The sequence below is a fragment of the Sandarakinorhabdus rubra genome, assembly GCF_010994245.1.
Taxonomy (GTDB): Bacteria; Pseudomonadota; Alphaproteobacteria; order Sphingomonadales; family Sphingomonadaceae; genus Sandarakinorhabdus; species Sandarakinorhabdus rubra.
The window spans coordinates 1-7,275 of sequence record NZ_WMHO01000138.1 but is presented as its reverse complement, the minus strand read 5'-3'; the positions used below and the strand labels follow the sequence as shown (position 1 = coordinate 7,275).

The 7,275-nt window shown below is 66.4% G+C and carries 4 protein-coding genes and 2 pseudogenes; 2 read left to right on the top strand and 4 right to left on the bottom strand.

The genetic code is table 11. The features are described 5' to 3' along the window. The 3 genes and pseudogenes from GJV64_RS15700 to crtY form a co-directional block, all read right to left on the bottom strand. Positions 1-1,125: pseudogene (locus GJV64_RS15700) on the bottom strand (hypothetical protein); the annotation flags it as partial. 264 nt (positions 1,126-1,389) lie between these two features. Beyond that, positions 1,390-2,883, bottom strand: coding sequence for a phytoene desaturase (locus tag GJV64_RS09460; protein WP_164156998.1), 1,494 nt, complete (start codon positions 2,881-2,883; stop codon positions 1,390-1,392). Next, positions 2,880-4,046 (bottom strand): lycopene beta-cyclase CrtY, encoded by a 1,167-nt coding sequence (crtY, locus tag GJV64_RS09455; RefSeq protein WP_205599579.1) that lies wholly within the window; start codon positions 4,044-4,046, stop codon positions 2,880-2,882. The genes GJV64_RS09460 and crtY overlap by 4 nt, the downstream gene beginning before the upstream one ends. Positions 4,047-4,238: 192 nt before the next feature. On the opposite strand from crtY, the gene GJV64_RS09450 reads away from it, so the two are divergent. Together GJV64_RS09450 and GJV64_RS09445 are read left to right on the top strand one after the other, a co-directional pair. Further along, on the top strand, positions 4,239-5,624 hold the full coding sequence (locus GJV64_RS09450) for a cytochrome P450 (RefSeq protein ID WP_164156996.1): 1,386 nt from the start codon (positions 4,239-4,241) through the stop codon (positions 5,622-5,624). Further along, entirely contained in the window at positions 5,624-6,667 is a 1,044-nt protein-coding gene (locus tag GJV64_RS09445; RefSeq protein ID WP_164156995.1) for an alpha/beta fold hydrolase, read from the top strand. Before GJV64_RS09450 ends, GJV64_RS09445 begins: the two co-directional genes overlap by 1 nt. Here the strand turns inward: GJV64_RS09445 and GJV64_RS09440 are convergent. Continuing rightward, positions 6,668-7,275 (bottom strand): annotated as a pseudogene (locus GJV64_RS09440) (MarR family transcriptional regulator); the annotation flags it as partial.

Sequence of the window (7,275 nt, the reverse complement as noted above, 5' to 3'; positions counted from 1 at the left end):
GCTGGTCTGCACGCGGCCGCTGTGGGTGACGGTGACGGTGCCGCCATCGCCGCCGAAGCTGCCGCCGCCGGCACCGGTGACCGAGACATAGCTGCTGCCGCCGCTGCCGCCGCCGCCGCCCATCGATTGCGCAAGAATGCCATGCCCGCCGTCGCCCGTGGTGTTCACCGTCGCCGCGCTGTTCAGCACCACGGAACCGCCGGCCGCGGCGCTGCCGCCGCCACCGCCGCCACCCGTCGTCACGAAACCGCTGCCGCCGCTGCCGCCGGTGCCTGCCACGCTCTGCGCGAAGATGCCGATGATCCCGTTCGACGTGGTCACCGTGCGGCCCGAGGTGATGGTGACGTTGATCGGCCCGCCATTGCCGGCCGCACCGCCGGAGCCGCCACCGCCGGCAAGGTTGGCATAGGAATCGCCGCCGCGCCCGCCATTGCCGCCGATGCTGAAGATGTTGATGCCCGCCGGTACGCCGGAAATGGCTTCGGTGGTGACCGTGCCGGAAATGGTATCGATCACGGTGGGGCCAACGCCGCCGGCGCCGCCATTGCCGGCCGGCACGACGACAGCACCATCGCTGCCGTTGCCGCCATTGCCGCCGCGACCGCCCAGGAAGACGATGTTGCTGTTGCCGTCAGGCACCATGATGTTGATCGGCGTGCTGCCGGTGCCGCTGGTGGCGGGCGTGAAGTTGAGAGCCACGCCCTGCGATGCCGAGGTGCCGGCAGAGACATTGAGCAGGGTGACCGAAACGACGCGCACCACGCTGTTGATGGTTTGCGTGGTCACCGCCGTCACCCGGTAGGTGGCGCCATCGATGCCGACGAACTGGTCGTTCACCGTCTGCGCCGTCAGGATGGCAAAGCCGCCACTGGTGGACACCGACGCTGGGCCCAGGATGCCGGTCACGGTTTCGACCTGCGCGGTCACCGGGTTGAAGATGGAATCCCCGACATTGTAAACCGGGATGGCCGCCCGGGCTGGCGTTGCCGCCGCCGTGGCGATCACCGCCAGCACCGCCGGCGCCATCAGGGCCGCGTTGTTGAGCAGCAGTGCCGCCGCGACCCTTCGCACGGTACGCGATGTGCCGGCGGCGGCTTGAATGACCTTCACGCTCTCGTGGCTCATGGCGCTCCCCCAGCAGACATCGGTCGAGGCAGCGCTGCTGCCCCGACTTGCGATCCCTCAATCGCCCGGCGACCCCTTGATTGATAAACCAAAGGTAACCCAGGTGCCTTTCGTGTCAATCACGTAGGGACCGCCAATTTTCGTATCTATTTCGCTGGCGCCGCCTCCGCTCCGGGCGGGTTCAGGCACAAGAAAGACGCGCCGGCTCCAGGGGGGCCGGCGCGTTCAATCTGCAAACTCAATTCCGGCGGGCGGGCGCCCGGGTCAGGCCGCCTGTTTGGCCAGCAGATCCTCGATCATCAGCTTGCCCGTCGCCTTGGCGCTGCCCACCACGCCGGGAATGCCGGCGCCGGGGTGCGTGCCGGCCCCGACGAAATAGAGATTGGCCAGCACGTCATCGCGGTTGTGGGTGCGGAAATAAGCCGATTGCCACAGCACCGGCTCCAGGCTGAAGGCACTGCCGTGGTGGGCGCCCAGCACGGTTTCGAAATCCTTGGGTGTCCAGGTGCGCATCGTCACCAGGTCACGCTTCAGGTTGGGGATGCATCGGCGTTCCAGTGCATCGAGGATGGAGTCGGCATAGCGCGGCGCTTCCTTCTCCCAGTCGATGTCCAGCTTGCCCAGGTGCGGTACCGGCGACAGCACATAGAAGGCGCTGTGGCCGGGAGGCGCCATGGCCGGATCGGTCGCGGTGGGATGGTGCAGGTAGAGCGAGAAATCGTCGGGCAGCGCGCCGCCCTTGTAGATTTCATCGAGCAGCCCCTTGTAGCGGTGGCCGAACAGGATGGTGTGGTGCTTCACGTCGGGGCGTTCGCCCTTCAGGCCGAAATAGGTCACGAACAGCGACGGAGAGAAGCTGCGGCGCATCATCCTGGTGGCCATTTCGGCCCCGCGCGGATGGGCGCTGAGCAGTTCCTTGTAGGTGTTCACCACGTCGCCGTTGGAGACGACCGCATCAAAGCGGCCCGACCAGCCATCGGCGCAGCGCACGCCGGTAACGCGGCCGCTGTCGGCCATGATGGCTTCCACCTTGCTGCCCATGCGGACCTGGCCGCCGATATCCTCGAACAGCTTGACCATCCCACGCACCAGCGCGTGGGTGCCACCGCGCGGGAACCAGACGCCCCATTTCTTCTCAAGGGCATGGATGAGGGCATAGACGCTCGACGTCTTGAACGGGTTGCCGCCCACCAGCAGCGTGTGGAAGCTGAAGGCCTGGCGCAGGCGATCATCCTTGATGTGGCGCGCCACCATCGAATAGACCGAGCGGAACGCTTCATAACGCATCAGCTGCGGCGCGGCCTTCAACATCGACTTGAAGTCGAGGAAGGCTTCGTGGCCGAGCTTCTGATAGCCTTCCCGAAACACGTTGTCGGAAAATTCGAGGAATTTCTTGTAGCCCGCCACGTCGTCGGGGTTGAAAGCCTCGATCTGCTTGAACAGCTGGGCTTCGTCGTTCGAATAATCGAACACCGATCCATCTTCCCATAGCAGGCGGTAGAAGGGCGCGACCGAGATCAGCTCGACATAATCGCTGAGCTTGCGGCCCGACAGTTCGAACAATTCTTCCAGGCAGGTGGGATCGGTGATGACCGTTGGGCCGGCATCGAACTTGAAGCCATCATCTTCAAACACATAGGCACGGCCACCCGGCTTGTCGCGGGCTTCGATCAACGTGGTCTGGATGCCGGCCGATTGCAGGCGGATGGCCAATGCCAGGCCGCCAAACCCCGAACCAATCACTGCAGCAGTCGTCATCTGATCCCCAGTTCATATTTGACCAGCGTGCCCAGCGCCCGCAGCGGCGGGATGGGCGGCCGGCCCGAAAACACCTTCGGCCAATCGTTCCAGCGATTGTCGGCGGCATAGAGCCGGCCCACCAGATCATCCGGATGTTCATAGAAACGCTCGAGAATCGTGCGCCGTTCCTCGTCCTGCGCGGCCAGAAACAGCATGCGATTGAGGATGCGATACATGCCCCGGCTGTTCCACACACGCACCGCATGGTCGCGGCAGGCGCGGTGGATGGTCGCGGCATCGAAGCTGGGCAGGCCGGCCACCATGTCGGCCATGCGCACCGCATCGGGAAAACTATAGCCGGTCACCGGATGGAACAGCCCGGCCGCCAGCCCGACGCGGGCAACGCCGGGCGTGCCTTCATCGAGGAAGGCGCCGATGTCGCCGCCGATCGCCAGCGGCAGGATGCCGGCCTCCTCGCGGATGACGCGGGTGATCTGCCAGCCCTGCACCTGGGCATAATCCGCGATGTGCCGACGCAACAGTTCGGGCGCCAGATCGCGGCCGTCGGAAAAATAAGTGTCCTCGATCAGCACGTGACGCGGGCCATAGGGCAGCGTGTAGACAAAGCGATAGCCATCGGCCTGCGGCACCGTCGCATCCATGATGATCGGGCCGGCCAGGCCATGGTCCTGCGCCAGCTCGACCTCCTGGCCGAGGAATTTCTGCCACCTGAGGTCCAGTGTACCGGTCTTCTTCTGGCCACGCCCGTCGATCACCGCGCTGCAGGTGAGCACCCGCTGGTCGGCCAGTGTCACGCTGGTGGGTGACAGCGCCACCACCGGCACCCCGGTGATGATATGCTCGGGAGGCAACGCGCGCGCGACGGCGGCGGCCAGCATGTCGGAATTGCTGCTGCCATAGCCGACATTCAGCGTGCGGGCGTGGCGCGGGAAGCGCACCGAATAACAGTCCCAGCGATGGGCAAACAGCGGCTGGGTCCAGCGCCGCTGTTCCTCGTTGATGTCGAGCCCGAAGCTGGACCAGGTGTGATCGCCGCCGATCGTCGGCCCGGCCTCGACGATGGCGACCTTCAGGTCCGGGCGCAGCTCGGCCAACCGCAGGGCGATCAGGCCGTTGGCCAGCCCGCCGCCGGCCAGCACGAGATCAAAGTGGTGCGTCACGCCTGCGCTGTTAGCCGGCATGGCCGGCCGGCGAAAGGGGCAGGAATGTCGCCCTTCCCCACGCCTGGACCCTCCCGCTTGCGCGAGGAGCCCGGGGTGGGCCGGGCCGCATACCCCCGCGACACCCCCACCATTGCCGCCACCCGCAACAATGCGTATCTCATCTCCGCAGCAAGGGAGAGGTCTGCGCCAATGAATGCCCCCGTCGCCAACAGCGATTTCGTCCCCGCCGACCTGCCGCTGCCCGGCTATGCCGCGCTGGCCCATCTGCCCGGCCAGTTGCCCGCCCGATCGCCGCTGCTGCGCACCCTGAAGTTCATTGCCAATCCGCTTGGCGCCAGCCGCACCCTGGTGGAAACCCATGGACTGGTGTTCCGCCGGCAGGATTTCGGCGGCTGGGGCGTGACGCTGGTCGGCCCCGAAGCCAACGAGCTGGTGCTGTTCAACAAGGACAAGATCTTCTCCAGCGAACTGGGCTGGAACCCGGTGCTGGAGCTGCTGTTCCCGCGCGGCCTGATGCTGATGGATTTCGAGGAGCATCGCATCCATCGAAAGACCCTGTCGGTGGCCTTCAAGACCGAGCCGATGCGCCATTATTTCGCCCAGCTTGATGCCGGCATCGCGCGTGGCCTCGCCAAGTGGCCGAAGGGCCAGAAGCTGAATTTCTACCCCTCGATCAAGGCGCTCACCCTTGATCTGGCCGCCACCAGCTTCCTGGGCGTGCCGTGGGGGCCGGAAGCCAATCGCATCAACAAGGCATTCTGCGACATGGTGGCGGCCTCGGTGGCGGTGGTCAGAAAGCCGCTGCCCTTCACCAAGATGAAGCGCGGGGTGGATGGCCGCGCCTTCATGAGCGCCTATTTCGCCCGCGAGATCCCCAAGCGCCGGGGCCATGACGGCAACGACATCTTCACCCAGGTCTGCAACGCCCGCGACGAGAATGAGCAGTTGCTGGGCGAGCAGGACATCATCGATCACATGAACTTCCTGATGATGGCGGCGCACGATACCACCACATCGTCGATCAGCAGCATCGTCTGGTGCCTTGCCAGGCATCCGGAATGGCAGGACAGGATCCGCGCGGAGATCGCAGACATCAGGGCACGCCACGGCGCCCTGTCGTACGAGACGCTGGGCGACATGGCGGTGACCGACATGGTGTTCAAGGAAGCCCTGCGGCTGATACCGCCGGTACCGGCCATGCCGCGCCGCGTGCTGCGCGACTTCAGCATCGGCAACCACCAGATTCCGGCCGGCACCATGGTGGGCGTCAACCAGATGATGAGCCACCGGCTGCCCGAATACTGGCCGGACCCGGAGCGTTTCGACCCCACCCGCTTCACGCCGGAAAACAGCCGCGGCCGCCACAAATATGCCTGGGTGCCGTTCGGCGGCGGCGCCCACATGTGCCTGGGCCAGCATTTCGCCTACATGCAGGTGAAGATGTTCTTCTTCGCTCTGCTGGAAGGCCACCGCATCGTGGCGGAAAAGCCGCTGGGCAGCGTGGAGAGCGACTTCACCATGTTCCCCATCCCGAAGCCCAAAGATGGCCTGCCCGTCCGCATCGAAGCGCTGTAATGGCCCGCTCCTCGCTGAAAGAGCGCAAGCGGCGCAGCTTCTGGCGCGGGCTGGGCTATGGGCTGGCGGTGGTCACCGGGCTGATCGCCCTGTTGTGGGTGGTGTTCGCCACGCCCGACATCCCGGTGGAGCGCCTCAGGGCCAAATATGCCAGTGCCGCCAGCCAGTTCGTCGAGCTGTCGCCGGGCACTATCATCCATGTCCGCGATGAGGGCCCGCGCGAAGGTTTCCCGGTGGTGTTGGTACACGGCTCCAATGGCTCGCTGCACAACTGGGAGCCGTGGGTGGAGCGGCTGACGGCCAGGGGCTATCGCGTCGTCACCCTTGATCTGCCGGCGCACGGCCTGTCCGGCCCGACGCCGCAGGGCCTCTACACCAATGCCGCCTATGTCGGCATTGTCGAACAGCTGGTGGACCGGCTGCGGCTTCAGCGCTTTGCGCTGGGCGGCAATTCGATGGGCGGCGGCGTCGCCTGGCGCTATGCGGTGGCCCACCCGGATCGGCTGGCGGCGCTGATCCTCGTTGATGCCAGTGGCCAGCCGATGCCGAAGGACTCCCCGCCACCACTGGGCTTCCGGCTGGCGCGCATTCCCGTCGCCCGCGACCTGCTGGCGACCGTCACCCCGCGCAGCCTGATCGAGCAGAGCTTCAAGCAATCGGTGAGCAACCAGTCCATCGCCACACCGGCAATGATCGACCGGTACTGGGAATTGCTGCTCTATCCCGGCAACCGTCGTGCGACGGTGCAGCGCTTCGGCCAGTTTGAGGGCGATGATGGCGAAGCGGCGAAGCTGCCGGGGGTTAGCGTTCCTACCCTCATCCTGTGGGGCGCCGAAGACCGGCTGATTCCCGTCTCGGTGGCCGGCTGGTTCAGCCGGCAACTGCCCAACGCCCGTGTCACCATCCTCGATGGGATCGGCCATATCCCGATGGAGGAAGCGCCAGACCGCAGCCTCGCGCCGGTGCTCACCTTGCTGGAAACCGCGAAGATCCCGCCGCTCGGCGCCGGCGACGCATTCGTCCGTGTCGGCGGAGTCAACTGATCAGCGCGCCTGGAATACCCGGGCAAAGCGCCTAAGCCAGCCGGCCACCGCGTCGAACGCCGGATCGGACAGTGCAATAAAGGCGCGGCGGGCATCGGCGGGATCGGTGCGGCGCTCGAACAGGCCGGCGTCCGACAGGCTGCGCACCCAGCGCAGCGCCGTTGTGGTGGGCACGGCGGCGGCCACGCACAGCGACGAGACGGTGACATCGCTGCCCTCCAGCCGCGCGGCGGCGAGATCGAGCAGCATGTCCCACGCCGGATCAGCGAACAGCTCGGCCGGAAAATGCCGATCGCGATCGCGGCGCAGGCGGATCAGACGGCGCACCAGCGTCGCATCGATCGCCATCGGCGCGTCGGCCTCGGCGGCTTCCGCCAGCGCCGCCAGCTGGTCGGCAATGCGCCGCGCCTGTTCGGACAGGGCCTGAATCTGCTGGCTGGTGGTGCCAGTGTCGGCCACCCCGGCCACACTGCCGGTCATCACGCGGCGCGCGACATGGCCAATCGCCGCCGCATCGTCACCCGGCAGCACAAAGCCATCGGCGCGATCAAGCCAGGCCGACGGCGCGGCGCCGTCCGCCACGGCCACGATCAGCGGCAGCGCCAGCC

Coding starts and splice junctions, on each gene's coding strand:
- GJV64_RS09445 (WP_164156995.1), top strand. CDS start 5,624: ATGGCCCGCTCCTCGCTGAAAGAGCGCAAGCGGCGCAGCTTCTGGCGC.
- GJV64_RS09460 (WP_164156998.1), bottom strand. CDS start 2,883: ATGACGACTGCTGCAGTGATTGGTTCGGGGTTTGGCGGCCTGGCATTG.
- GJV64_RS09450 (WP_164156996.1), top strand. CDS start 4,239: ATGAATGCCCCCGTCGCCAACAGCGATTTCGTCCCCGCCGACCTGCCG.